Origin of the sequence: Mesorhizobium sp. B2-5-4 (assembly GCF_006441095.1) — a bacterium.
In the GTDB taxonomy this organism is placed as follows: domain Bacteria; phylum Pseudomonadota; class Alphaproteobacteria; order Rhizobiales; family Rhizobiaceae; genus Mesorhizobium; species Mesorhizobium salmacidum.
The window spans coordinates 11,639-36,973 of sequence record NZ_VFUR01000005.1; the positions used below are offsets into that span (position 1 = coordinate 11,639).

24 protein-coding genes, 1 pseudogene and 1 riboswitch are annotated in these 25,335 nt (G+C 64.1%); of the genes and pseudogenes, 12 read left to right on the forward strand and 13 right to left on the reverse strand.

Annotation, left to right across the window (positions count from 1 at the left end):
* Window positions 1-4: 4 nt before the first annotated feature.
* From FJ492_RS07640 to FJ492_RS07650, 3 genes and pseudogenes are all read right to left on the reverse strand, one after another.
* Window positions 5-1,180: an efflux RND transporter periplasmic adaptor subunit gene (locus FJ492_RS07640; RefSeq protein ID WP_140769312.1), complete on the reverse strand. Its 1,176-nt coding sequence runs from the start codon at window positions 1,178-1,180 to the stop codon at window positions 5-7.
* An 822-nt stretch (window positions 1,181-2,002) separates the two neighbouring features.
* Window positions 2,003-3,133 carry a patatin-like phospholipase family protein gene (locus FJ492_RS07645; protein WP_140769314.1) on the reverse strand — a complete coding sequence of 377 codons (1,131 nt, stop codon included), beginning with the start codon at window positions 3,131-3,133 and terminating at the stop codon, window positions 2,003-2,005.
* Window positions 3,134-3,340: 207 nt separating this feature from the next.
* Window positions 3,341-4,428, reverse strand: a pseudogene (locus FJ492_RS07650) (citrate synthase/methylcitrate synthase).
* 92 nt (window positions 4,429-4,520) lie between these two features.
* Between FJ492_RS07650 and FJ492_RS07655 the strand changes: the two are divergent.
* Window positions 4,521-5,663, forward strand: a complete 1,143-nt coding sequence (locus FJ492_RS07655; RefSeq protein ID WP_140769317.1) for a citrate synthase — start codon at window positions 4,521-4,523, stop codon at window positions 5,661-5,663.
* Window positions 5,664-5,683: 20 nt separating this feature from the next.
* Here FJ492_RS07655 and phaR read toward each other — a convergent pair whose 3' ends face one another.
* On the reverse strand, window positions 5,684-6,292 hold the full coding sequence (phaR, locus tag FJ492_RS07660) for a polyhydroxyalkanoate synthesis repressor PhaR (protein WP_027141834.1): 609 nt from the start codon (window positions 6,290-6,292) through the stop codon (window positions 5,684-5,686).
* A 296-nt stretch (window positions 6,293-6,588) separates the two neighbouring features.
* On the opposite strand from phaR, the gene FJ492_RS07665 reads away from it, so the two are divergent.
* Window positions 6,589-7,767 (forward strand): acetyl-CoA C-acetyltransferase, encoded by a 1,179-nt coding sequence (locus FJ492_RS07665; protein ID WP_140769320.1) that lies wholly within the window; start codon window positions 6,589-6,591, stop codon window positions 7,765-7,767.
* Between the two features lie 108 nt (window positions 7,768-7,875).
* On the forward strand, window positions 7,876-8,601 hold the full coding sequence (phbB, locus tag FJ492_RS07670; protein WP_140769323.1) for an acetoacetyl-CoA reductase: 726 nt from the start codon (window positions 7,876-7,878) through the stop codon (window positions 8,599-8,601).
* A gap of 97 nt (window positions 8,602-8,698) precedes the next feature.
* Here the strand turns inward: phbB and FJ492_RS29090 are convergent, their stop codons facing one another.
* The gene (locus tag FJ492_RS29090) at window positions 8,699-8,899 is read right to left on the reverse strand and encodes a hypothetical protein (RefSeq protein ID WP_246675936.1); all 201 of its coding nucleotides are present in this window, start codon (window positions 8,897-8,899) and stop codon (window positions 8,699-8,701) included.
* Window positions 8,900-8,925: 26 nt separating this feature from the next.
* Complete coding sequence (locus FJ492_RS29095; RefSeq protein ID WP_246675937.1) at window positions 8,926-9,342, reverse strand: FAD-dependent monooxygenase; 417 nt, start codon at window positions 9,340-9,342, stop codon at window positions 8,926-8,928.
* On the opposite strand from FJ492_RS29095, the gene FJ492_RS28675 reads away from it, so the two are divergent.
* The 6 genes from FJ492_RS28675 to FJ492_RS07705 all read left to right on the forward strand — a co-directional run bounded on the left by FJ492_RS28675 (window position 9,254) and on the right by FJ492_RS07705 (window position 15,637).
* On the forward strand, window positions 9,254-9,610 hold the full coding sequence (locus tag FJ492_RS28675) for a hypothetical protein (RefSeq protein ID WP_246675939.1): 357 nt from the start codon (window positions 9,254-9,256) through the stop codon (window positions 9,608-9,610). The genes FJ492_RS29095 and FJ492_RS28675 overlap by 89 nt on opposite strands.
* 138 nt (window positions 9,611-9,748) lie before the next feature.
* A complete protein-coding gene (locus FJ492_RS07685) occupies window positions 9,749-9,985 on the forward strand; it encodes a hypothetical protein (protein WP_140752037.1) in 237 nt (78 codons plus the stop codon).
* Between the two features lie 298 nt (window positions 9,986-10,283).
* Entirely contained in the window at window positions 10,284-13,715 is a 3,432-nt protein-coding gene (locus tag FJ492_RS07690) for a helicase-related protein (protein WP_140769327.1), read from the forward strand.
* 10 nt (window positions 13,716-13,725) lie between these two features.
* Window positions 13,726-14,112, forward strand: coding sequence for an RNA-binding S4 domain-containing protein (locus tag FJ492_RS07695; protein WP_140509007.1), 387 nt, complete (start codon window positions 13,726-13,728; stop codon window positions 14,110-14,112).
* Window positions 14,113-14,347: 235 nt separating this feature from the next.
* Window positions 14,348-14,686 carry a ferredoxin FdxA gene (fdxA, locus tag FJ492_RS07700; RefSeq protein WP_013892564.1) on the forward strand — a complete coding sequence of 113 codons (339 nt, stop codon included), beginning with the start codon at window positions 14,348-14,350 and terminating at the stop codon, window positions 14,684-14,686.
* Window positions 14,687-15,055: 369 nt separating this feature from the next.
* Entirely contained in the window at window positions 15,056-15,637 is a 582-nt protein-coding gene (locus tag FJ492_RS07705; RefSeq protein WP_006327799.1) for a CarD family transcriptional regulator, read from the forward strand.
* 78 nt (window positions 15,638-15,715) lie between these two features.
* On the opposite strand, the gene FJ492_RS07710 is transcribed toward FJ492_RS07705, so the two are convergent.
* From FJ492_RS07710 to FJ492_RS07720, 3 genes are all read right to left on the reverse strand, one after another.
* Entirely contained in the window at window positions 15,716-16,486 is a 771-nt protein-coding gene (locus FJ492_RS07710) for an amino acid ABC transporter ATP-binding protein (RefSeq protein WP_140509006.1), read from the reverse strand.
* Window positions 16,483-17,163, reverse strand: coding sequence for an amino acid ABC transporter permease (locus tag FJ492_RS07715; protein WP_140752065.1), 681 nt, complete (start codon window positions 17,161-17,163; stop codon window positions 16,483-16,485). The genes FJ492_RS07710 and FJ492_RS07715 overlap by 4 nt, the downstream gene beginning before the upstream one ends.
* Window positions 17,164-17,297: 134 nt before the next feature.
* A complete protein-coding gene (locus FJ492_RS07720) occupies window positions 17,298-18,071 on the reverse strand; it encodes an amino acid ABC transporter substrate-binding protein (protein WP_140509004.1) in 774 nt (257 codons plus the stop codon).
* 61 nt (window positions 18,072-18,132) lie between these two features.
* Here FJ492_RS07720 and FJ492_RS07725 point away from each other — a divergent pair, with 61 nt between their 5' ends.
* The gene (locus FJ492_RS07725) at window positions 18,133-18,318 is read left to right on the forward strand and encodes a hypothetical protein (protein WP_140769329.1); all 186 of its coding nucleotides are present in this window, start codon (window positions 18,133-18,135) and stop codon (window positions 18,316-18,318) included.
* A gap of 71 nt (window positions 18,319-18,389) precedes the next feature.
* Window positions 18,390-19,253: an RNA polymerase factor sigma-32 gene (locus tag FJ492_RS07730; protein ID WP_027141824.1), complete on the forward strand. Its 864-nt coding sequence runs from the start codon at window positions 18,390-18,392 to the stop codon at window positions 19,251-19,253.
* Window positions 19,254-19,269: 16 nt separating this feature from the next.
* On the opposite strand, the gene FJ492_RS07735 is transcribed toward FJ492_RS07730, so the two are convergent.
* The 4 genes from FJ492_RS07735 to thiB form a co-directional block, all read right to left on the reverse strand.
* Complete coding sequence (locus tag FJ492_RS07735) at window positions 19,270-20,739, reverse strand: M48 family metalloprotease (RefSeq protein ID WP_140713033.1); 1,470 nt, start codon at window positions 20,737-20,739, stop codon at window positions 19,270-19,272.
* 232 nt (window positions 20,740-20,971) lie between these two features.
* A complete protein-coding gene (gene thiQ, locus FJ492_RS07740) occupies window positions 20,972-21,748 on the reverse strand; it encodes a thiamine ABC transporter ATP-binding protein (protein WP_140769331.1) in 777 nt (258 codons plus the stop codon).
* Entirely contained in the window at window positions 21,741-23,408 is a 1,668-nt protein-coding gene (thiP, locus tag FJ492_RS07745) for a thiamine/thiamine pyrophosphate ABC transporter permease (protein WP_140769333.1), read from the reverse strand. Before thiP ends, thiQ begins: the two co-directional genes overlap by 8 nt.
* A gap of 23 nt (window positions 23,409-23,431) precedes the next feature.
* A complete protein-coding gene (thiB, locus tag FJ492_RS07750; RefSeq protein ID WP_140769335.1) occupies window positions 23,432-24,430 on the reverse strand; it encodes a thiamine ABC transporter substrate binding subunit in 999 nt (332 codons plus the stop codon).
* 43 nt (window positions 24,431-24,473) lie between these two features.
* A riboswitch (TPP riboswitch) is annotated at window positions 24,474-24,588 on the reverse strand.
* Window positions 24,589-24,675: 87 nt separating this feature from the next.
* Between thiB and FJ492_RS07755 the strand changes: the two genes are divergently transcribed.
* Window positions 24,676-25,335 carry a thiamine diphosphokinase gene (locus FJ492_RS07755; protein WP_140769337.1) on the forward strand — a complete coding sequence of 220 codons (660 nt, stop codon included), beginning with the start codon at window positions 24,676-24,678 and terminating at the stop codon, window positions 25,333-25,335.

Here is a 25,335-nt window from a genome sequence, read left to right on the forward strand (position 1 = left end):
CGCGCTACTGCGTCCCGGCGGTGGCTTCGCCGATCAGCTTGTTGATGGTCGCCTGGTCGGCCTCGATCGGCTTGACCTCATCGCCTTCCTTCACCAGTTCTTGGCCGGCGACGATGATGCGCGCGTCGGCCGGGATGCCGCCGAGCACGAGACCGGTCGGCGTATCGTCGACCAGGTCGATCGGGAAGAATGCCACCTTGTTGTCCTTGCCGACGGCGCGGATGCCGAGATCGCCCTTGTCGCCGAGCGTCACCACCGAGCGCGGCAGCAAGACGGCGTCGGTCGGCAACGCGCTGAGCTGGATTTCCGCCGTCATGCCGGCCGGCACGGAGCCATCGGCATTGGGGATTGCGATCTCGACACGGAAGGTGCGGGTCGCCGACGAGGCGTCACGGCTGATATAGCGCACGGTGCCTTCGACGGTCTGGCCGCTGACCAGCCTAACGCTGGCCTTATCACCGATCTTGAGGTAGCCGAGATCGCGCTCGCTGATCTCGCCGCGCGCGATCACTGGATCGAGCTTGAGGATGGTCGCCACCTCGCCCCCCTGCATGACGGAGCTGCCGAGTTCCACCGGCACCCGGTCGATGACACCGTCAAACGGCGCCTTTACCTCGTTGCGGTCGAGCTCGGCCTGCGCGGTGTCCAGCAGGGATTGCGCCTGGGTCAGATTGGAGCGGGCGGTGTCGAGCTGCAGCTTCGGCAAGTTGCCTGTCTTGGCGAGCCGCTCGGCGGCGTCGAGCTCGGCCTTGCGCTGCGCAACAAGCTGCTTGGCGTTGGCGGCCATCGAGATCTTTTCCTCGGCGGCGAGCATCAGCACCAGGTCGCCGGTCTTGACGTGATCGCCTTGCTTGACCGGCAGCTTGTCGATGACGCCGGCAACGCGGGTTGCCAGCACCGCGCGCTTGTCGGCTTCGGTCAGCCCGGAAATGCGGATGGCGCGCGCATAGGTCTTGCGAGGCGGCGTCACCACCGCGACGGTGCGCAGCGGGGCCTTCGGTTCGGCTTCCGCCGTCTTCGGCTTGCTCGCGTCCGGCGCCTTGCCCTGCTCGACCTCGGCTGCCTTGGCCTTGTTGGCCGCTCCGCTGCCGACCGACGAGAACTCGCCTGTCGCCATCCACGCGGCGAAACCGATGAGCACAACAATGGCTGCAAGCTTGTGAAACCTGATTTTAGGCATCGTCATTTTTCCACTGCGGGTTCGGCCAGCACCGCGTCTTATGACGCGGGCGCGTCGCCGATATGGGTGCGCGCCTGACCGTGTTCAAATTGCCGTGATCAGCGAGCGCGCTTCTACATCAAAGTTGCATCGCAATATAGTCCGAAAGTTGCAGCAGCATTGCATAGCCGGACAAGGTGTGGCAGCCATGAAACGGTTCTTCGTGACTTGCCAGTCTACTTGACGAAGCGGCCCGCCGGCTCACGCAGGCCTTGACACGCCGGCTACGGGGCGACCAGCCCCGCTCGTCATGGGCCGTCTCCGGAATACAGTCGCGATCCGCACACGTCGCTGATTGGAGCTCGGGCACAAACCGACGATCCGCGTCAGTGCGATCGGCGAGGGACAATGGCTGCGGCGCCACGATACTCAGCCAAAAGCCTGGAATCGCTCAGGAAAAGGCACGGCAGCCCCTTCGGATCAGGCTTGCCGATCCCAATGCACCGAAGTCAAACCAGATGCTGAAAACGCCAATGAGCCGGCGCGATAACATCCTGAATCGTCGTGCCCTGACACGTGCGATCTCGGGCGCGGCGCGAGGCAGGGGCGGGAACGCCGGGGGTATTCGTCCCAATCGCAATTCTGTATCGAGCGCTGCCGGTTAGCAGGTAACGAGCGCCCCTGGGGCGGTGCCACTGACCGTCAGTGGCAGCAGACGTCAGGATGATGAGGGCTCCTTCCGCACGCCAAGGTTGCTGTCACGCCACGACCTCTCTGAAGCTCCGGCGGATTACGCCCGCGATTGCCGGCAAACGCTGCCCCTCGAAGCCTGTGCTGTCAGATTCAGGCCCGACGGCGCTCGGTCTCCGGGTTCTTGCGCACGGCGAGAAATTCCTTCACCCGACGGCCGGGTGCGGGACCGCGTACCGGCTTGAACCCGTCATCGAGTTCGCTCGAGAGATCGAGCGTAGCCCGCTTGCCGACCGCTTCGTAATTCTCTTCCAGCCAGTCGCTGGCGGCGGTGCGGCCGAGGTCGCGCAGATAGGTCAGGAAGGCCCATTCGGCATTGACCTTGGACGATGCCGACAGATCCTTGAACGCCTCGTCGGCATCGATACGATGCATGCGGATGTCCCGATATTCGCCATGCGGCAGACGGCCTGCGGCGATCAGTTCCTTGACGAAGGCGATCGAGCGGAATTCGCGCAGCAGGCCGGCATTGAAGGTGATCTCGTCGATGCGGTTCTGGATCTCGTTGGCGCTTCTTGGCGTTCCCTCGCGCACCACCGGATTGATCTGCACCAGAAGCACGTCCTCGGTCGCCGCCGTCTTGAAGAACGGGTAGAGCGCCGGATTGCCGCCATAACCGCCGTCCCAATAGGGCACCCCCTTAATCTCGACGGCGCGGAACAGTTGCGGCAGACAGGCCGACGCCATCACCGTGTCGAGGTCGATCTCGCCATCGGAAAACACCCGCAACTGCCCTGTCTCGACATTGGTGGCGGAGATGAACAGTTCCATCGACTTGCAGGCGCGAACATTCTCGAAGTCAATCTCCCGCGCGACCACATCGCGCAGCGGATTGAGGCCGAGCGGGTTGGCGACATAGGGCGAAAACACCCGCGACATGGTGTCGAAGAACACATAGCCCGGCGTGTTCTCGATCGACCAGTTGCCCCAGGCGACATCCCACGGCATGCGCTGCACCGGGCTGAACCGGCCCTTTGCCGCCACCGCCTGCCAGAAATCGTCCAGCTTCCGCCTGGCGCCCTCAACCCCGCCACGCACGAAACCATCGGCCAATGCGACCGCGTTCATGGTGCCGGCGCTGGTGCCGGAAACCGCCGATATCTCAAGCCTGCCGTCCTCCAGCAGCCGGTCGAGCACGCCCCAGGAAAAGGCCCCGTGCGAGCCGCCTCCCTGAAGGGCGATGTTGATCTTTTTCTTTTCCTCCGCCTTGCCGTTCTTCGTCATGGCGTTCCTGTCATCCTGATGCGCCGGCCTGCCCCAACGTCATTGGAGGGAAGCAGCTGTCGCCGGCCTATGTTGCAGTGCAGCATATAAGGACGGACCAAGGCAAGAACACGAACACGGTCGCGTGATCACATGAAGTTTCGGTCATGCGAAAAGCCCCTCCGCTGCAATGCGGGGAGGCCGTAGCTCTCGAAACAAACAGAGAATCTAGGCGACGAGGTCCGGCACCGGCCCGACATAGCGGGACTGCGGACGGATCAGCCGTCCGGTCGTCTGCTGCTCGCGCGCGTGCGCGACCCAGCCGGCAACGCGCCCGGCGGCAAAGACATTGCTGAAGGCACCGGGCGGAAATCCCGCCGCTTCCAGCACCAGCGCGGTGTAGAATTCGACATTGGTCTGCAGCGAGCGCTGCGGCTTGGCGATCCGAAGCACGTCGAGCGCGGTTTGCTCGACCCCTCGGCGAAAGCCAGCCGGCGGCCGGTGTCGCCCTCGCCGCCAAGCTTGCGCACCACTGCTTTCAGCACATCGGCACGCGGATCGCGCACGCGGTAGATGCGATGGCCGAAGCCCATGATGCGCTCGCCATGCGCGATCTTGTCGCGCAGCCAGTCGGCAGCGTCGCCATGCGCGGCGACGGCGTCGAGCATCTCAATGACAGGACCAGGCGCGCCGCCATGCAGCGGGCCCTTGAGCGCGCCAAGGCCGGCCAGCACCGACGATGTCAGGCCCGCCAAGGTCGAAGCAACGACGCGGGTGGCGAAGGTCGAGGCATTGAGGCCATGGTCGCAGACGGTGACCAGATAGGTGTCGAGCGCCTTTGCCAATGCCGGCGACGGGACGGAACCCTTGAGCATCCCTAACATGTCGGCGGTATGATCCGCCTTGCCGTCGGGTGCGATCGGCTGCTCGCCGCGCCGCAGGCGCAGCAGGGCCGGCGTCAGCACCGCGGGCCCCGCGATCAGCCGCAAGGCGTCCGTCAGCGTCTCGCCATCCGGCAGCAAGGCCATGCCGGCGCGCATGGCGCTGTAGATATCGAGCGGTGCCAGCAAGGGCAGCGAAGCCGCGAGCCGGTCGAACACCTCGACGCGAACCTCACCCAACCTTGCCGACAGTTCGGCGTCGCCAGGCAGATCGTCGAAGAACCCGTCCAGCAGCAGGCGCACGACCTGGGCGTAACTCCATCGCCCTGCCAATTCCCCAAGCGAGTGGCCGCGGATCGTCAGGCGGCCACCCAGACCATCCACATCGGACAGCACTGTTTCGGCCGCCACCACATCATCGAGCCCATTCGCCATAGCCTTGTCTCCTTGAAGCTTTTCCCGATGGGAAATAAGGCTGGGCAACATAAGCATCAATCTTGATCAACTGAATCAATATCAGGGCCGATATGTCGGAATGGCTGTCGCGGGAAGAAGCGCTGGAAAGGCTTGGGGTGAGGCCGCAGACGCTCTATGCCTATGTCAGCCGCGGCCGCATCGGCATGCGCCCGGATCGAGCCGATCCGCGCCGCAGCCAGTACCGCGCCGACGACATCGCGGTGCTGGCGACGCGAAGGGCGCGCGGGCGCAGCCTTGCGGCCATTGCCGAAAGCGCGATCGCCTGGGGCGAGCCGTCGATCGTCACCGCGATCTCGACAGTCTGGCACGGCCACCTCATCTATCGGGGCCGGGACGCGGTTGCGCTGTCCGACCGTACCACGCTGGAAGAAACCGCCGGACTGCTCTGGGCTCTGCCCGGCTCGATCAGTTTCGAAGCGCCGTCGCCAGATGCACCGCCCCAGATCGGTCGCGCCCCGGCCTTTGCGCAACTCGCCTTGCTAGCCGGCCAGGCGCGGCCTTCGCTTGGACGAAGTGCTGCCTCGCTGTGCGCTGACGCCGCGCACGCGATCGGCGTTCTGGCCAGCGCCCTCGGTGCCATGGCGGGACCGGAACCGGTGCACCAGCGATTGGCACGGGGCTGGTCGGTGGACGATGATGGCGCGGAAGCGATCCGTCGCGTCCTTGTCCTGCTCGCCGATCACGAACTCAACGCATCGACTTTCGCGGCCCGCGTCGCGGCCTCGACCGGAGCTTCGCCCGCCGCGTGTCTGCTGGCGGGCCTGGCGACACTGTCCGGTCCCCGCCACGGCGGCGCTGGCGAAGCCGTGATGCAACTCGCCGGAGACGCGGCGCGGCATGGCGCCGATGCCGCGATCCGGCGCTGGCTTGGCCACGACCGGCCACTGCCTGGATTCGGCCACCCGCTCTATCCCGAGGGCGATCCCCGGGCCGCAGCGCTTCTGGCGGGCCTCGACAACACCGACGAGACGTTGCGGTCGCTGGAAACCGCTGCCATTGCCGCGACCGACGCTCAACCGAACATAGATTTTGCCCTGGCCGTGCTGACGCGCGGCCTTGGCTTGCCGCGCGATGCACCGTTCCACCTGTTCGCGCTTGGACGCAGCGTCGGCTGGGCCGCGCACATGGTCGAACAGATCGTGAGCGGCAGCATCATCCGGCCGCGCGGCCGCTATGAAGGATTGCTGCCATAAATGTCGTGAGCGCTATGCGCTTACGACATCGTGTCGAGCTTGCGCTGCATGGCCGCGATCTGGTCCTTCAGCTGTTGCAGATCGTCCGGCTTTTCCGGCGTTTCTTTCCTGGCCGGTTCGGCGGGCGCCGCGGCGGGCGCCGAGCCCGGAGGCGGAAATGGCGTGAACAGCCGCATCGCATTCTGGAACATTTCCATGTTGCGGCGCGTCTGTTCTTCCAGCGCCTTGATCGGCGTCGCCATCTTCATCACGTCCAGCGGCGACTTGCCGATGGCGCCCTTCATCTGCTCGCGGAACCGCTCCTGTTCCTTTGAGAAGGCGATCATCGACTGTTCGAGGAAACTCGGCACGATCATCTGCATCTGGTCGCCGTAGAAGGCGATCAGCTGGCGCAGGAACGGGATCGGCAGCATGTTCTGCCCATCCTTGTTCTCCAGCTCGAAAATGATCTGGGTCAGCACCGGATGGGTGATGTCGTCACCGGTCTTGGCGTCCTGGACGGTGAATTCCTCGCCCTTCTTGACCATTTCGGCCAAATCCTCGAGCGTCACATAGGTGCTCGTCCCCGTATTATAGAGGCGGCGGTTGGCGTATTTCTTGATAATGATCGGGTCGTCTTTTGCGGCCATCTGCATCCTCCCCGGACACCGGCACGCCTGAGTAAGCAGCCGGTAACGATTGCGCCCTTTTTGAGGATATGCGCAAAAGCCTTACAATTCCAAGCAGTTTGTGCACTGCGGGATCATATAATGCTGCATGGCAGGCTAAATATGCTGCGCAGCAGCGGCTGGGCCACCGGAGCGGCGAGACTTGGCTTGATTGCGGCGCATGGGCGCCATGCCGATTTCCGGTTTGACTTGGGATTGGGAAAGGGCAAGAAAAGTCCTCAACGGCACAACAACACCCTTGAAGTCTGGAGAAGAAAATGTCCGCTTCCATCGTCATTGCCAGCGCCGCGCGCACGGCTGTAGGCTCCTTCAACGGCGCCTTCGCCGCCACGCCCGCGCATGAACTCGGCGCCGTCGTCGTCCGGGAACTTTTGGCGCGTGCTGGGGTCGAACCGGCCGAGATCGATGAAGTCATCCTCGGCCAGGTGCTGACCGCGGCGCAAGGCCAGAACCCGGCCCGCCAGGCCTCGATCCTTGCCGGACTGCCCAAGGAGACCACCGCCTGGGGCCTCAACCAGGTTTGCGGTTCGGGCATGCGCGCCATCGCGCTCGGCATGCAGCAGATCGCCACCGGCGACGCCAAGGTGATCATTGCCGGCGGCCAGGAATCGATGTCGCTGTCGCCGCACGCCGAGCACCTGCGCGCCGGCGTCAAGATGGGCGACTACAAGATGATCGACACCATGATCAAGGACGGACTGTGGGATGCCTTCAATGGCTACCACATGGGCAACACCGCCGAGAACGTCGCCCGCCAGTTCCAGATCACCCGCGACGATCAGGACCAGTTCGCACTGGCCTCGCAGAACAAGGCCGAGGCCGCGCAGAAGGCGGGCAAGTTCAAGGACGAGATCGTCGCCTTCACCATCAAGGGCAAGAAGGGCGACACGGTTGTCGATCAGGATGAATACATCCGCCACGGCGCCACGATCGATGCCATGACCAAGCTGAAGCCGGCCTTCGACAAGGATGGCACGGTGACGGCCGCCAATGCCTCCGGCATCAATGACGGTGCCGCCGGCGCGCTGCTGATGAGCGAAGCGGAAGCCGCCAGGCGCGGCATCACTCCGCTGGCGCGCATCGCCTCCTGGGCGACCGCCGGCGTCGATCCGGCGATCATGGGCACCGGACCCATTCCCGCTTCACGCAAGGCTTTGGAACGGGCCGGTTGGTCGGCAGGGGATCTCGACCTTGTCGAGGCCAACGAGGCGTTCGCCGCACAGGCCTGCGCCGTCAACAAGGACATGGGCTGGGATCCCTCGATCGTCAACGTCAACGGCGGTGCCATCGCCATCGGCCACCCGATCGGCGCCTCGGGCGCCCGCATCTTCAACACGCTGGTCTTCGAAATGCGCCGACGCGGCGCCAAGAAGGGGCTGGCCACCCTATGCATCGGCGGTGGCATGGGCGTCGCCATGTGTGTGGAGGCTTTCTGATAGACTTTGAAACGGGCGGCGCAAGCCGCCCGTTTCACATGTGGTGCCTGTATAGATCCAGTGCCTGCCAAGCCCGACAACAGGGCGATTTCAAAAAGGGGAAAATGCATGACCAAGGTTGCAATCGTCACAGGTGGATCGCGCGGCATCGGCGCGGCGATCTCGATCGCTTTGAAGAACGCCGGCTATTCGGTTGCCGCGAACTACGCCGGCAATGACGAGGCGGCGGCGAAGTTCAAGGCGCGGACCGGCATCCCGGTCTACAGATGGTCGGTCGCCGACTATGACGCTTGCGCGGCCGGGATCAAACAAGTCGAGGCCGACCTCGGCCCTGTCTCGGTACTGGTCAACAATGCCGGCATCACCCGCGACGCCATGTTCCACAAGATCACCCGCGAGCAGTGGAAAGAGGTCATCGACACCAATCTGTCCGGTGTCTTCAACATGACCCATCCGCTGTGGAGCGGCATGCGCGACCGCAAGTTCGGCCGCGTCATCACCATCTCCTCGATCAACGGCCAGAAGGGCCAGGCCGGTCAGGTCAATTACTCCGCCGCCAAGGCCGGCGACATCGGCTTCTCGAAGGCGCTCGCCCAGGAAGGCGCCCGCGCGGGCATCACCGTCAACGTCGTCTGCCCGGGCTACATCGCCACCGAGATGGTCAAGGCGATAGACGAGAAAGTGCTTAACGAACGCATCATCCCGCAAATCCCGGTCGGCCGCCTTGGCGAACCGGAAGAGATCGCGCGCTGCGTCGTCTTTCTCGCTTCCGAAGACGCCGGCTTCATCACCGGCTCGACCCTCACCGCCAACGGTGGCCAGTACTTCGTCTGATCAAACCGTGTAGCCAAATCTGAAAGTGCCGGCAGTTCCGCCGGCGCTTTCATTTTTGATGCTCGCCCATACGGACACGGAAGCGGGCGCTGTCGATTCATGCGACCAGCTTAAGTCCGCTTTTCGTGGACTGCTTGCGTACACCCGATTGTGATGGTGCCGGCAGCTTGGCCATATCGGCCCGGCTGAGACCTGACAGCTTCAGTGAAATCTTGCGCTTGGCGATCGGGTTGATATTGACGAAGCCGAGGACGAGGTTGCGCAGGAAGCGCCGGAACGGGGTGCGCGTGAGTGCCATGCCGGTCAGCCTGCCCGCGAGGTCAATCACTTCCTGCGCTGGACGGCGAAGCGTCTCGTAAAGGTCGAGTTCGCTTTCGCGCGGATGCCGTTGATCACGTCGCCGAGTACTTCTCCCAGCACCACGGCATCGATCAGAACGGTGTTCATGCCTTGACTGCCGGCGGGGCTGTGCACATGGGCAGCATCGCCTATGACGAACAACGACCGATGGCGATAGGACTTGGCGATGCGATGATGAACGCGAAAACGTGTACTCCAACTCAGGTCGAGCACCTTCGCCGGGCTGCTTCGCAGCAAGGATGAGCTGTTCGCCAGGGCGGCGCTGTTCGACCTGCAACTGCCCGCAACGCAGGTGACCGACCGGGCTTCCATCGGCGACGCAATCATCCGGCGTTTTCTTCGCACTTGGGAGAATTCTCCCAGCGCCACCGGCATGGTCATTCTGCTGCGCTCGGCTGCGTCCAATGAATTCGCCGCGGAGAAGGTGCGCGACGTATTCGCCACTCAGGTCCGGCCGGTTGTGGCACCGTTCGGCGACCCCTCCGACGCCGGCCGGCGCGCCGGCCTCGTCGCCAGCCAGTTGCTGGGTCTGGCGACGTGCCGATATCTGCTGCGGTTGCCGCCCGTCGTGGCCTTATCGCACGAAGAAATCATCAGGGATGTCGGTCCGGTCCTGCAGCGCTATGCAACCGGGGTGGATACATCCTGAACCGGCGGCGAGCATTGCTGTGCGCATGATCACGACATTATCGGACCTCCCAACCCGACATGTCCTGTTCCGGCACGCAAAGGTTAATGGCGGCAGCGCGTCTGTGCGAAACCCTGTGGTCAAGCCTGTGGATTCTCGGTGGATAAGCTGTTCACAACACAAGATATTGGGGGAACAAAAGGAGAAAAAACCGCTGACGCTGATTTGTCGCCGATTCGTTCCGGCTTTGAGCGCAATGTTAACATTAATGGCCGCGATCGCCTGCTATTCCTTAATGTCGAGTTCAGAAAGATTAACGATTTCATAACTTTGAGCGGGGCATACCGATCCTCCCGCATCCTTCACAGGCAAAGATTAACGGCAAAGCCCGCCTAGCACAAAACGGGCCAATCCGGTGATTCAGCATGTGGTGAGACTCGAGGTCCCAAAATCCATATCTAGCCGTGAACAAAAGCTGAACCTGACGGAGTCACCGATTCGTCGCTGATTCGTTCCAGACTCGTTCCAACTGTTAAGCAGGGGCTGATTTGCGGGCTGACGCGGACGTCTTCGGAAACCGGTTGGAACATTCCGCTTTCGCTTCGCGCCCGAAATCCCTATGTGTCGGCTGTCATACGCGCCGTCCAGGCATGCTCCCGACCACGAGAGGCCAGAAAGCCTTATTTCCGAGCCGATGAACATCCAGCAGAAACACACCGAGCCGCTGATCCTGTCGGGCCGCGACGTGACCGCAGTGCTTGGCCCCACCAACACCGGCAAGACCCATCTCGCCATCGAGCGCATGGTGGCGCACGAAACCGGCGTCATCGGCCTGCCGCTGAGGCTGCTGGCGCGCGAGGTCTACACCCGCGTCTGCGAGAAGGTCGGCGCCCACAAGGTGGCGTTGATCACCGGCGAGGAGAAGATCCAGCCGCAAGGCGCCAAATATTCGGTCTGCACCGTCGAAGCCATGCCGCGCGAGACCGACGCCGCCTTCGTCGCCATCGACGAGGTGCAACTGGCCGGCGACCTCGAGCGCGGCCATATCTTCACCGACCGTATCCTGCATCTGCGCGGCCGCCAGGAAACGCTGCTGCTCGGCGCGGCCACCATGCACGGCATCCTCCAGCGGCTGCTGAAGGGCGTCTCGGTGGTGACGCGGCCGCGGCTGTCGCATCTGGCCTATGCCGGCTCCAAGAAACTGACCCGCCTGCCACGGCGCACCGCGATCGTCGCCTTCTCCGCCGACGAGGTCTACGCCATCGCCGAGCTGATCCGCCGCCAGCAGGGCGGTGCCGCCGTCGTGCTCGGGGCGCTGTCGCCCCGCACCCGCAATGCCCAGGTGGCGCTGTTCCAGTCGGGTGATGTCGACTACCTCATTGCCACCGACGCGATCGGCATGGGGCTTAACCTCGATCTCGACCATGTCGCCTTTGCCCAGAACCGCAAGTTCGACGGCTACCAGTACCGCAATCTGACGGCGGCCGAACTCGGCCAGATCGCCGGCCGCGCCGGCCGGCATCTGCGCGACGGCACGTTTGGCGTCACCGGCCAGGTCGATCCGCTCGACGAGGATCTGGTCCAGAAGATCGAGGGCCATGACTTCGACCCGGTGAAGGTGCTGCAATGGCGCACCGCGCAATTCGATTTCGCCAGCCTCGATGCGCTGAAGCGGTCGATCGAAACCAACGCCCCAGTCGAGGGCCTGACACGCGCGCTGCCGGCCGTCGATGCACAAGCGCTCGAACATCTCTCCCGCGACGAAGGCATCCGCGCGCTCGCAACCAACGCCAAACGTGTGGCGCTGCTGTGGGAAGCCTGCGCGCTGCCCGACTATCGCAAGATTGCGCCGGCCCAGCATGCCGATCTCATCGCCTCGATCTACATGGACCTCGCCCGGCATGGCCATGTCGACGAAAATTACATGGCCGAGCAGGTGCGCCGCGCCGACACCACCGAGGGCGACATCGATACGCTGTCGCACCGCATTGCCCAGATCCGCACCTGGACATTCGTGTCGAACCGGCCCGGCTGGCTGGCCGATCAGGCACACTGGCGGGAAAAGACGCGCGAAATCGAAGACAGATTGTCGGATGCGCTGCATGAGCGGTTGACGAAACGCTTCGTAGACCGCAGGACTTCCGTCCTCATGCGGCGCCTTAGAGAAAATACCATGCCTGAAGCCGAAATCAGCCCTACCGGAACCGTCCTTGTCGAAGGCCATCATGTCGGCGAGTTGCAAGGGTTCCGCTTCACCGCCGACCAGACCGCCGGCGGCGAGGACGCCAAGGCCGTGCGCACGGCCGCGCAAAAGGCGCTGGCCGCCGAATTCGAGGCACGCGCGGAGCGCTTCGGCGCCTGCGCCAATGGCGATCTCGCGCTCGGTTCGGACGGCACGCTGCGCTGGATCGGCGCGCCGATCGGCACGCTGGTTTCGGGCGAGGACGCGCTGAAGCCGCGTCTGGTGCTGCTGGCAGACGAACAGCTGACGGGCCCGGCGCGCGACAGGGTCGCCGCGCGCGCCGAACGCTTCGTCAATTTCCAGATCGAATCCCTGCTGAAGCCACTGGTCGACCTGAAGAATGCCGAGCAGATTTCCGGCATCGGCCGCGGCATCGCCTTCCAGCTGGTCGAGAATTTCGGCCTCATCAATCGCCGCGACATCGCCGAGGAGATGAAGTCGCTCGACCAGGAAGGTCGCGCGGCACTTCGCCGGCTCGGCGTGCGCTTCGGTGCCTACCACGTCTTCGTGCCGGCGCTGATCAAGCCGGCCCCCGCCGGACTGGTGACCTTACTCTGGGCGCTGAAGAACGACGGCAAGGACAAGCCTGGCTTCGGCGACGTCGTCCATGCGCTGGCGTCGGGCCGCACCTCGGTGGTCATCGATCCGGCCTTCGACAAGGCGTTCTATAAGCTTGCCGGCTACCGCAATCTCGGCCGCCGCGCCGTACGCATCGACATTCTCGAGCGGCTGGCCGACCTGATCCGCCCGGCGACCAACTGGAAGCCCGGCCTCGGCCAGCGACCGGACGGCGCCTATGACGGCCAGTCTTTCATGGTGACGCCGCCGATGATGTCGATCCTCGGAGCCACCGCCGACGACATGGAAGAGATCCTCAAGGGCCTAGGCTATCGCGCCGAGCCGAAACCGGCTGCTGAAGTCAAGGCACGGCTGGAAGCGCAGGACACTGCCGCGCGGGAAGCCGCCGCAGCCAAGCAGGCAGCCGAAGAGGCAGCTCGCGCGGAACAGGCCAAGGCGGCGGAAGAGGCGGCAGTGGAAGCCGCAGTAACGGAAGCCGGCGCTGTAGATGCGGCCGCGGAGGTCGAGGGTTCGGCAACGGCAGCCGCCGAGGCCGCCATCGAAGCTCCGGCCGAGGTCATCGCGGAAACGGCAGCAGAGCCTGTCGCGCAAGAACAGGCGGAAGCCACGGCCGAAGTTGCGGGCGAACAGGCGCCGGTAGCCGAAGCCGCCGTTGAACCGGTCGAGCCGGCGCCGGTTGAACCGCAGACCGAACCTGAAACTGCCGAGATTGACGCCGCGCCCACAGAAGAGAACGCCGCAGCGGCGGAGCCGACCGTCGAGGCCTCCGCGCCGACGGAAGCCACCGAACCAGTGGCAGTTGCGGACGCTGCCGGCGAACACGCGCAGGAAGCCGAAGCGCCAAAGCCGATCCTGTTGTGGCGCCAAGGTCGCTTTGACCAGCGTCCGCGCCATCGCGACGGCCGCAACAACCGCCCGCAGAACGGACAGGCGCGCGGCCGAGGCAATGCGACGGCCGATGCCGCCGGTGCACCGGCAACAGGCGCTCCCGCGGACCGTCCCGCCCATGAAGGACGCCGCGACGGCGCCGGCAAGCCACGCTTCGACCGCTCGAAGTTCAAGCCCAAGCCGCAAGGCGAAGGCGCTGAGCGTCGCGATGGCCGCCCGCAAGGCGAGCGTCCCGAGCGCCGCGAAGGCCGGCCCGACTGGAAGGGTGGCAGGCCGGAAGGCAAGGGCCCCGATCGCGGCAAGGGGGGCGGAAAGCCCGCCTTCCAGCCCAAGCCGCGCGAGGAGCGCCCGGTGCGCTTCGACCCGGATTCCCCCTTCGCCAAGCTCGCAGCCTTACGCGACCAATTAAAGAAGTAGGCTCACTTCGATGGTTGCTGAAGACCGCCAGCGCATCGACAAATGGCTGTTCTTCTCGCGCGCGGTGAAATCGCGATCGCTGGCGGCCAAATTGGTTGTAGCCGGCCGCGTGCGCATCAATCGCGACAAAGCAGCGCAGGCTTCCGATCTGGTCAAGCCAGGCGATGTGCTGACCATCACGCTCGACCGGCGTATCTTCGTTTGGAAGGTGCTCGGCGCCGGTGTGCGGCGTGGCCCGGCCGAGGAAGCTCGCACACTTTATGAAGACATGTCGCCGCCGCTCGCACCCAAGGCCGACGCCCTTCCCGATGCTATCCCTGCGCAGCGCGAGGCAGGCAGCAGCCGCCCGACCAAAAAAGAGCGCCGCCAGACCGACCGATTGCTCGGTGAAGATTGAGCCTTGTCGACCAGACGCGGGGGTGTGTTTCCCGAGGGCAAAGACAAACAAAAAACAGAAGCGGGAGCGGCAAACGCGACGGCCGGTGGGGCATGTCAGGCCCTCGTGGCACCGGCCGCCTGGAATTCCATTCCCAAACCCTGGCGCCGCTGGGAATGGCTACCCTTGCAAGCGGCCGATAAAGGCGTTACCTCACAAAAAAGCCAACAAAAACGGGACATCCCGGAGCCGACCGATGACCTATGTCGTGACCGACAACTGCATCAAATGCAAATATATGGACTGCATCGAGGTCTGTCCGGTCGACTGTTTCTACGAGGGCGAGAACATGCTCGTCATCCATCCCGACGAGTGCATCGACTGCGGCGTCTGCGAGCCGGAATGCCCGGCCGACGCGATCAAGCCCGACACCGAGTCCGGCCTCGACAAATGGCTGCAGATCAACACCGAATACGCCGAGAAATGGCCCAACATCACCGCCAAGAAGGAGCCGCCGGCCGACGCCAAGACCTTCGACGGAGAGGCCGGCAAGTTCGAGAAATACTTCTCCGCCGAGCCGGGCGAAGGCGATTGACAACGCCGCTGTAAAGGCTCGTATGACGCAGCGTAACAGGCCCGTCGGATTAACCGCCTTGACAGGCGGCGATTGGTTGTGGCCTTCGCTTACACAGCAAAACCTTGATTCTTCCGACTTTTTGTGTTACATCAACAAAACATGCCGGTGACACAACGTCGATTTATGGCGCAGACGCCCCAAATCACTGAAAGGTGAAAATCCCATTCCGGACCAGAGCGATCTGGGCCAGGCGGCTGCAGTTCGTGCGGTTTGCCGGTCCCGGCCTTTCCGGTGGGTTCATCTGTTGTGCGGCTAATGGTCGGTGACCCCGATCACGCGAGTTCAGCCGGCACCGCCGCCGGCCCACAACAAGGAGTTCAGGGCGTAATGGCAACGATCACCCCGCAGAAGAAGTCCACTGCCGCGCGTCACGGTTTCAAGACCGGCGAGTACATCGTCTATCCGGCGCATGGCGTCGGGCAGATCGTCTCGATCGACGAGCAGGAAGTGGCCGGCCACAAGCTGGAACTGTTCGTCATCGACTTCCAGAAGGATAAGATGCGCCTGAAGGTGCCGGTCGCCAAGGCGACCTCGATCGGCATGCGCAAGCTGTCGGAAGAGGATTATGTCGAGCGCGCGCTGAAGGTCGTGCAGGGTCGCGCCCGCGTCAAGCGCACCATGTGGTCGCGCCGTGCCCAGGAATACGATGCCAAGATCAATTCAGGCGACCTGATCTCGATCTCGGAAGTCGTGCGCGACCTCTACCGTGCCGACAACCAGCCGGAGCAGTCCTATTCCGAACGCCAGCTCTACGAGGCGGCGCTCGACCGCATGGCTCGCGAGATCGCGGCCGTCAACCGCATGTCGGAAACCGAAGCCGTGCGCCTGATCGAGGTCAACCTCAACAAAGGCCCCAAGCGTGGCGCCAAGGCCGACAATGAGGAAGCCGAGCAGGAAGAAGCCGCCTGAGCTTTTCGCCTTCGAGTTAACGAAAACCCGGCCTCGCGCCGGGTTTTTTGTCTTTGGGATTGCCGGAGATTGCCGCGCCTATGCGCCGGCCTTCTTCTCCGCCGCCTCCTGCTTCAGCGTGGCGATGAACCGCTTGGTCCTTTCACGCTCCGGATTGCCGAACAGCGTGGCGGATGGCCCCTGCTCGACGATGACGCCGGCGTCGAGGAACACCGCTTCCTGGGCGATCTTGGAGGCGAGGCGCAAATCATGCGTCGCTATCACCATGGTCGTTCCCTCGCTGGCGAGCTGACTCAGCACATCGACCACCTCCTGCGCCAGTTCCGGGTCGAGTGCCGAAGTCGGTTCGTCGCACAGCAGCACCTTCGGCGACGGCGCCAGCGCCCGGGCGATCGCCACGCGCTGCTGCTGGCCACCCGACAGCGTCGCCGGCCAGGCATCCGCCTTGTGCGCCATCCCGACCTTTTCCAGCAGCGCGAGCGCCCGCTCGCGGGCGCGCGCCTCCGGCCATTTCAGCACCGTGACCAGCCCCTCCATGACATTTTCGATGGCGGTACGGTGCGGAAACAGCTGGAAATTCTGGAACACCATGCCGGTCTGCAGGCGCAGACGCCTTATGTCCGCCGCCGACACCTTCCCGCCGGGACGGAACTCGAGCGTCTCGTCGCCGATCCGCACCGTGCCCGATGTTGGGATCTCCAGGAGGTTGATGCAGCGCAGCAGCGTGCTTTTTCCCCCGCCCGAAGGCCCGACCAGCGCGGTGACACTGCCTTCGGCGATGGCAACCGTCACCCCCTTCAGCACGAGATTGTCGCCGAAACGCTTTTCGATGTTGGTGAGGCCGATCATGAGCGTGCCTCCAGGAAGCCGCCATAGCGGTTGAGCCGCTCCTCCAGCCGTGTCTGCAAGGCCGAAAGCACTGAACTCATCGCCAGATAGAGGATCGCCGCCTCGACATAGAGGATGAGCGGCTCATAGGTGGTGGCGACAATGCGCTGCGCCGCCTGGAACATCTCCGGCACGGTGATGGCGGCGGCCAGCGACGTGTCCTTGACCAGCGAGATGAAGGTGTTGGAGAGCGGCGGCACCGCCACCCGGCCGGCTTGCGGCAGGATGGTGCGCCGCATCGCCTGGCTCCAGGTCATGCCGATCGAATAGGCGGCCTCCCACTGGCCTTTCGGCACCGAGCCGATCGCCGCCCGGATGATTTCCGACGTGTAGGCGCCGATATTGAGCGTGAAGCCGATCAGCGCCGCGGTAAAGGCGTCGAGCAGGATGCCGACCGACGGCAGGCCGTAGAAGATCAGAAACAGCTGCACCAGGAGCGGCGTGCCGCGGAAGATCCAGACATAGAAGCGCACGAGCGCCACCAGCGGCCTCGGCCCGAACAGCCGGCCGAGCGCTGCGCCCAATCCCACCGTCAGGCCGAGCACGAAGGACAGCAGCGTCAGCGGCACGGTGAAGATCAACGCTGCCCACAGCAGCGAGGGCAGCGAATCCAGCATCAGTTGCAGCCAGTGCGGCACGAAATATCCTCCGGAAGGGACGGGCAGCGTCATCGAAGCGCGAATGCGTCAGCCATATCACGACAAAAGCGGCGAGCCGTCAAAGACGGCTCGCCGCTGGATGGGCTGCGGGGCGACAACCGCCCCCTTATGAACTACTTCGAGACGTCCTGGCCGAAATAGGTGTCGGCGATCTTCTGGTAGGTGCCGTCGGCCTTGATGTCGGCCAGGGCCTTGTTGATGGCCGCGACCAGCTCCGGATCGCCCTTGCGCACGATGACGCCGGAGTAATCGGCATTCTCTTCCTGGGCGGCGATCTTCACATTGGCGTCGGGCTTGTGCTTCTTGAAGTCGAGGAACGACAGGCTGTCGTTGATGGTGGCGTCGGCACGGCCGGTCAAAAGCAGCTGGATCGACTGGTCGAAGCCATCCGTGCCGACCAGTTCGGCGCCATTCGACTCGGCCAGTTTGCCGAAATTGGAGGTTAGCGACTGCGCCGACTTCTTGCCCTTGAGATCGGCGAAAGTCTTGATGTCGGTATTGTCGCCGCGCACGATCAGCACCGCCTTGGAGGCTATGTAGGGATCGGAGAAATCATACTTGGCCTTGCGGGCATCGGTGATGCCGACTTCGTTGATGACGGCATCATAGCGGTTGACGTCGAGGCCGGCGATCAGACCGTCCCACTTGCCCTCGAGGAACTGCGCCTTGACGCCGAGCTTGTCGGCGATCGCCTTGGCGATTTCGACGTCGAATCCGACGAGCGCTCCGGATGCATCATGATAGGTGAACGGAGCGTAAGTGCCTTCCGTACCGACCTTGATGACGCCGGCCTGCTTGATCTGGTCGAGATTGGCGCCGGCATGCCCCGATGCGACCGTCAGGGCCTGCAGCGTTCCGGCGATGATGAGCGACTTCAGCCATTTCATTTTTCTGTGATCCCGTCCTTGGCCTGATATCAGGCATGTTGTGAGGGCTGGAAAATGACAGATGCAGGTCGAAAAAATAAGGAACGAAATTTCAAAGAGGGCTAAATCCAGAAATCAAATACTCCAAAAAGAATTTCGTTGCAGCATCGGGATTCCGGGCAGCCGTGCCGAAATTGCCCAGACGTCATCGCTCGCCTGCCTGCGCCAGCGGAACCTTTCCCGCGCACGGCAGTTTTGGCTGTTCTAGGGCACGACGCCGTCATTTCAAGCCGGTTCCTGCCAGTTTGTCATTCGCACGCCTGAGCCAAGGAGCGCCTTATGATGGAAGACACGGCAGGTCGGGTCATGGTCCGCGCGGCAATGAGGGCGCCTTACCTCGAACGCGACGAGGAGCATCGGCTGGCACTGCTTTGGAAAGAGGACAACGACCAGAATGCGTTGCACAGCATCACCGTTGCCCATATGCGTCTGGTCATTTCGATGGCCTCGAAATTCCGTCATTACGGCCTGCCGCTCGGCGACCTGATCCAGGAAGGCCATGTCGGTCTTCTCGAGGCCGCCGCCCGCTTCGAGCCGGAGCGCGAGGTGCGGTTTTCGACCTACGCGACGTGGTGGATTCGCGCTTCGATGCAGGACTACATCCTGCGCAACTGGTCGATCGTGCGCGGCGGCACCAGTTCGGCGCAAAAGGCCCTGTTCTTCAATCTCAGGCGCTTGCGTGCCCGTCTCGCGAACGGCGCCGAACCGCTCTCCAACACAACTCTTTACCGCGAGGTGTCGGTTGCGCTCGGCGTTTCCGAAGCTGATGTGGAGTTGATGGATTCACGCCTGTCGGCGCCCGACTCCTCGCTCAACGTGCCGCTTGCCGACGATGCGGGTGCGACCGAGCGGATGGACTTCCTGGTCTCGGACGATCCCTTGCCCGACGAGATTGTCGGCGACAAGATCGACGTCGCGCGCCGCTCGCTCTGGCTGAGGGAGGCGCTTCAAGCTCTCAACGCTCGCGAACTCCGCATCATCGAGGAACGCCGGCTTACCGACGAGGGCGCCACGCTCGAGGCTCTCGGCGAAACGCTCGGCATCTCCAAGGAACGCGTGCGCCAGATCGAGGCCCGCGCCATGGAAAAGCTCAAGGTCGCGCTGGTGAAGCAGAACCCCGAATTCATGGCGACTGCCGCCTGATTCCCGCAACGGGCGCTTACTTGTCGGTGACGATCTTGACCTTGTCGCCGGCCGAAACCGCGGCCCCCGGCGACAGCGCGTTGAGCACGCGGAACAGGTCGAGCTTGCGGTCGACCCCCACCATCTGGGCAGCAAGCGAACCCATGGTCTGCCCCGGCTGCACGGTGAGCACACGAATATGCAGTGGCTTCAGTGCCGCTTTTTCGGCGGGACTGAGGATGCGGAAGGAGCCGCTGACCGAGCGCGCCACCGTTTCCAGCGAGCTGCTGGCCGAGGGAGCCGCGGTCAGCAACCGATAGACCTGGCCGCCGGCGCGGATCACCGCGATATCGAACTGCCAGCCCTCGGCGCCGGCATGCGCGGTCGCCGCCTCATTGCCGTTGATGGTTTCCTGCTTAACGGTGCTGTCGTCGAGGCCAGCCACCCAGCCGCTTCTGATATAGTCGGTCAGGGCGCGGTTCTTGTCGATCGAAACGCCGTCGAAGCGGATCGCTATGTCGCCCGGACCGGTCGCCGTAACCGCTGCCGCTGAATTGTCGATGATGAAACCGTCCGGCACGGTGAACGACACGCCGAGGCCCGGATGCAGGAAGGTTTCGCCGCGCACATAGCCTTCTTCCGGCGTATCGCCATAAAGCAGGCCGTCTATGCCGGCGAGGAAGGAATCGCGGTCGCGCGTGCCGAAACCGGGCGCGCCGAACTGGCGGGCGTGGCGCTGTGCCAGATCGATGCGTTGCGGCGTGTTGGGGTGGGTGGCGAGGAAGTCGAGGCTGGCGTCCGTGGCACCGCTGATCGAACGGAAATCGGTGTAGGCCGACATCGACTGCAGGAAGCGGCCGGCGGCATAGGGATCGTAGCCGGCTTCGCCGATCGACTTGATGCCGATGGCGTCCGCCTCCAGTTCCTGGTTGCGCGAGAACTGCGCCAGCCTGAGCTTGCCGCGGATCAGTGCTGCCTTGGCGGTCGGGCTGTCGCCGAGCACATCGGAAACGACCTTGGTCGCCAGGCCTTCCTCGGCCTCCAGCTGCTGGCGCTGCAGGCCGTGATTGGCGGTGACGTGGCCCATTTCATGCGCGATGACGGCGGCGAGCTCGGACGAATCATTGGCCAGCGCCAAGAGGCCGCGCGTGATGTAGAGATATCCGCCCGGCAGCGCGAAGGCGTTGACGTTGGGCGAATTGAGGATGGTGATGCGATAGGTCTGGGTCGGGTTGGCCGATACCACGGTCAAATTGCCGACCACCTTGGCGACCATGCGCTCGAGCTTGGGATCGGAATATTCGCCGCCATACGTTGCAAGAATGCGCGGATGCTGCGCCTTGGCGAGTTCTGCAAGCTTGTTGTTGGCGGCGACATTGTCCACCGTGATGGGCTTGTCGGATGGCTGGAAGCCAGATTCCTGGACCTCGGGAGGCGTGAACATCTGGCAGCTTGCCAGCGCCACGGCAAAGCCAGCCAGCGCCAGGAACCGCGCCAGCGGATTCATTCGTAGCCTGTCAGCGCTGATCGCCAGAATGGCTTCCTTTCAGGTCCTTGCGCATGACCACGGCATGCGCAAAACAAACTGCTACAGCGTCCGTCACGCGCCCCTCGGGGCGGGCAGCAGATGCTGTAGGCAAATCACGGCCTGTGCCGGACCGGTATCGAGCGGACCTAGCCACACTACTCCAGTCATGGCAAGCAAGCGCCACATCGCCTCAAGTCGGTTTGAGCGTAAATTATGTCCGCTTCCGGGCAATATCTCGTGATAACGCATCCCCGGCACCGGCACCGATATAGCGCCGGAACGCCTCCGGCCCAGCCCCTGCAAAGAAATCGTCCGAGGTGCCTGAGGCAGCGATGGTGCCATTGTCCAGAAACACCACTTTCTGCGCGATGCGGCGGGCATCCTGCGGCTGGTGCGTGACGAACAGCACCGTCATGCCACGCTCGGCATGGAGGCTGGCAACCAGGTCGAGCATGTCGTCGCGCAAGGCGGGCCCAAGCGAGGCGAAGGGTTCGTCGAGCAGCAGCACCGGGCGGTCACGCACCAGCACGCGGGCCAGGGCGACGCGCTGACGCTCGCCGCCCGAAAGCTCGCGCGGCAGCCGCTTCTCCTTGCCGGCAAGGCCGGTGCGTGCAAGGGCGCCCGCAATATCGGCGTGGTCGGCTTCGGTCAACCGCAACGATGGCGAACGGCCGAGCCCGACATTTTGCTGGACAGAAAGATGGGCGAAAAGATTGTTTTCCTGGAATACCATCGACACCGGCCGCATGGCCGGCGGCTCGGCACCTACGTCGGCCCCGCCGATCAGTACGCGGCCGGATCGCGGCGTCTCGAACCCGGCCACCAGATTGAGCAGCGTCGACTTTCCCGAACCGCTCGGCCCCATGATGGCGGTGATCTGCGTCGCGGTGAATCCGACATCGAAGGCGAACAACGCCTCGCCATAACTGAACGAGACCTTGTCCAGCCGCACCGGAAACCCTTTGCCGTCAGCCGCCCCGTCAGACATCGCGGGCCATCCCCTTTCCCAGCCGGTCCGCTGCCAGCACCAGCGCCAAGCAGACAAGGCCCAGCAACAACGCCAGGCCGGCGGCGTCCTGCGTGCGGTAGCTGCCCATGCGCGCCAGGAGAAGGTAGGGCAAGGTCTGCACGGAATCACTGCCGAACAGGGCGATCACGCCGAGATCGCCAAGCGACAGCGCCATGGCGAAGGCAAAGGCGGTGGCGAGCGGCCGCCGAAGCGACGGCCAGTCGACCAGCCACAGCCTTGACCAGCCGGAAATTCCGAGCTGCGCGCAGAGCCGCTCGTGACGCTCGCTTGCCGCATCATAGGCGGGACGGACGGCGCGCAGCGCGAAAGGCATCGCCATGACGGCGTTGACGGTGACGACCATGAGCGGGGCGACAGCAAAGACATCGCCGAGATGGCGCAACAGAAGGAACCAGCCGGCGCCGATGACGATCGGCGGCACGACCAGCACAAACCCGGCGCCGGTATCGGTGGCATGTTCGAGCAGTGTCCTTGAGCCGGAGCGGCGGTTCAATGCCAGCGCCCTCCGCGCCATTGTGAGAGCCAGCGACAGCATCACCGAAAGCAACGCCGACAGGAACGCGAGCACGGCACTGGTCAGTGTCGCTTGCCGGACAGTGGCCTCACCGGCCAGCCGACCGAGATCGGCGCCCAATCCGGCCGCCACGGTTGCCGCCATGGGTCCCGCGACGAACAGCAGCGCCAGCCCGATGAGCAGGGCATTCAGCACGGCCTCAGTCCTGTTGACCAAGAGATAGCGGCGCGGCGCGACCGACAGGTTGGCGTCGCCGGCCACGTTGGCGCCAAGCCGGGTCAACGCCAGCACCACGACAAAGGTCAGCGCGATCTGCAACAATGTCAGCGCGACAGCCCTCGCGGGATCGAAATCGAAGCGCAATGCCTGATAGATGCCGACCTCCAGCGTCGTCCCGGCCGGTCCGCCGCCGAGCGTCAGCACGATGGTGAAGGATGTGATGCACAGCATGAAGACAAGTCCGGCGACACCGGGCAGCGCGGCACGCAGCGTCGGCCACTCGATCAGCCGGAATGCCGGCCGCGCGCCCATGCCGAGCTGGCTCGCCAGCCGCCACTGGTCGGAGGGAATGGTTTGCAGCGCCTCGAGGAGCAGGCGGGTGGCCAGCGGCAGATTGAAGAAGACATGCGCGACGAGAATGCCGGAGAGGCCGTAGATGCCCGGCCAACCCTGGCCGCCGACCCAGTTGGACAGACCGGCGAAATAGCCGGCTCGGCCGTAGAGCGCCAGTATGCCGAGCGCCGCGACGATCGCCGGCAGAGCCAGCGGCACGGCGAAGAGCTGCAGGATGAAGGCGCGGCCGGGGAAACGTGGATGCCGCGACAGCGCCCGCGCCACCAACAGGGCAGGCCCGACCGAGAGCAGCGTCGACAGGGCCGCCTGCCAGAGCGTGAAGCGCACGACACGGAAGAGGTAAGGATCGAAGGCGGCCCAGGCGCCGGAAAAATCGTGGGCGCCTTCGGCGAGCAGCCCGGCAAAAGCGCCGCCGATCAGCAGCGAGGTTGCGGCAAGCGCGACAATGCCGGCTGTGATGCGGGGGTCAGAGCGGGTTTGCACTGAGAACCAACGATCGACTTGGGAAACATTGTGTTCCTTGGCGGTCATCTCACGAGACTCGCCCACAAAATCTACTTGCTCATCACCGCCAGCCATTCGTCCACCCAGGCCTTGCGGTTGGCCGCGACTTCCTCCGGGCTGAACAGCAAGGTCTTGGTCGGCTTGACCAGTTTGTCGAAGGCAGGGTTGAGCGGCTTGCCGGTCTTGCCGGCCGGGAACATCCAGTTGGTCTCCGGGATGGTGTCCTGGAATTTCGGCCCGGTCATGAAAGCCATGAACTTGGCCGCCAGCGGGTTCTTGGCGCCTGTCGTGGTGATGCCGGCGACTTCGATCTGCAGGTACTCGCCCTCTTCGAAGGATGCCGCCTGGTAGCGCTCGGTGTTCTCGGCGACCATGTGGTAGGCCGGCGAGGTGGTGTAGGACAGCACCATCGGCGCCTCGCCCTTGGTGAACAGGCCATAGGCCTCGCTCCAGCCCGGCGTCACCGTCAGCACCTTGGCCTTGAGCTTGGCCCAGGCTTCCGGCGCCTTGTCGCCATAGACCGACTTCACCCACAACAGCAGGCCGAGACCGGGCGTCGACGTGCGCGGGTCCTGTATGACGATCTTGTCATTGGCACTGCCCTCGACCAGGTCCCTCAGGCTTTTCGGCGGCGTCTTCAGCTTTTCGGTATCGTAGACGACAGCGAAATATCCGTAGTCGAAGGGGACGAAAGTATCGTCGCTCCAGCCGCCCGGCACATTGACATCGCTCACCGCGCCGTGCGGCGCGAACAGGCCAGACGCCTTGGCATCGGCGGTGAGATTGGTGTCGAGGCCGAGCACGATATCGGCCTTGGTCGAAGCGCCTTCCAGCTTGACGCGGTTGAGCAGCGCCACGCCATCGGCGACCGAGACGAACTCGACATCGCAGCCACATTCGGCCTCGAATTCCTTCTTCACCACCGGGCCTGGACCCCAGTCGGCGGTGAAGCTCTCATAGGTGTAGACGGTGAGCTTGTCCTTGGCCAAAGCTGGTCCGGACAGGGTCACTACAGTGGCCGCGATGAGGGAATATAAAAGCGTGCGCATCGGCGCCTCCTTCGTTTGCGTTGAAAGGAATTGAGGCGTCGGATTGTCCGAAACGTCTAATCCCTCCGCCGGTACAAACCGGATCAGGTTCAGCGGGTTGGCGAGACTGCCTCTCAGCCGGCCCGCGAAAGTCGCGTCCGGCACCCCGTTAGAGCGTTTCGACACATAAGCCCGGCCGACGGGACACGCAAGTGGGAGTTTGCCGCCTTCCGTTTCCCGTGCCGGGCTGGTAAGGGCGACGGGATATGAGCACATTCACCATCCTGCTTGGCGGCGATCTCATTCGCACGCCCCGGCTTGACCGCCAGGTCGAAAGCTCGCGCGTCATCGCCGCCGACGCCGGCATCGGCCACGCGCGGATGCTGGCCCTTGTTCCGGAACTGTGGGTCGGCGATTTCGATTCCGTGCCGCCCGATCTGCCCGCCCACCTGGCCGCGGTGCCGCGGCAAACCTTCCCGGCGGAAAAGGACAAGACCGACGGCGAACTGGCGATCGCGGCAGCCCTTGAACGCGGGGCGACGCGCCTTGTGCTGGCGGGCGCCTTCGGCGGCAAGCGCGCCGACCACGCCTTCCTGCATCTGGCGCTTGGCCTGCGGCTGGCCGAGGCCGGAATGGATGTGTTTCTGACCAGCGGCGCCCAGGAAGGCGTTCCTTTGCTGCCCGGCACGGCCGGCTTCGATTATGCCGACGGCACGCTGTTCTCGATTCTCGGCTTCTCCGAACTCTCCGGCCTGACCGTCACCGGCGCCAAATGGCCGCTCGACAAGGTTGAGGTGGCGTTCGGTTCGTCGCTGACCATTTCCAACGAGGTCAAGTTCGGCAAGACCGGGGGCCGCCTCGACATCGCGCTTCGCCATGGCCGAGCCCTGCTGCTCGCCCATCCCTATCCTTTGCCTGAAAGCTGA